This window comes from Vibrio ordalii ATCC 33509 (assembly GCA_000257205.1).
GTDB lineage: Bacteria > Pseudomonadota > Gammaproteobacteria > Enterobacterales > Vibrionaceae > Vibrio > Vibrio ordalii.
The window spans coordinates 1-333 of sequence record AEZC01000138.1 but is presented as its reverse complement, the minus strand read 5'-3'; the positions used below and the strand labels follow the sequence as shown (position 1 = coordinate 333).

Here is a 333-nt window from a genome sequence, read left to right as displayed (position 1 = left end):
ACAAAAGGTTTAATGACCTTAAATTTCATCTGTTCACTTTCTGCAATGTCGAGCTTACCAATGTATTGAGCTGGCATTGCAGGGCTTAACCATCGTCCAAATTGCTGAATATCTTGAGTTTTATAACCTTGTTTAGCCAGTTTTTGAACCGCACCAACACGGGTTGATTGGCCTGAAAACCTCAATTCAAATATGCCTAAACGTTGCCCTGCATGACGTAAGATACGGAAAATAGATGCATCATTTAAAGATCTATTTGAAATATTGCCATGGCGATCGATTGAACAAAACACAATGTTCGACTCTTTATTAGTATGCGCCCCATGATCCCAC

1 protein-coding gene is annotated in these 333 nt (G+C 39.3%); it reads right to left on the bottom strand.

Annotated elements, in window-relative coordinates:
• Window positions 1–333, bottom strand: a 333-nt coding sequence (locus tag VOR_RS17060) for a tyrosine-type recombinase/integrase (RefSeq protein ID WP_010319598.1), incomplete at both ends; no start/stop codon positions are given.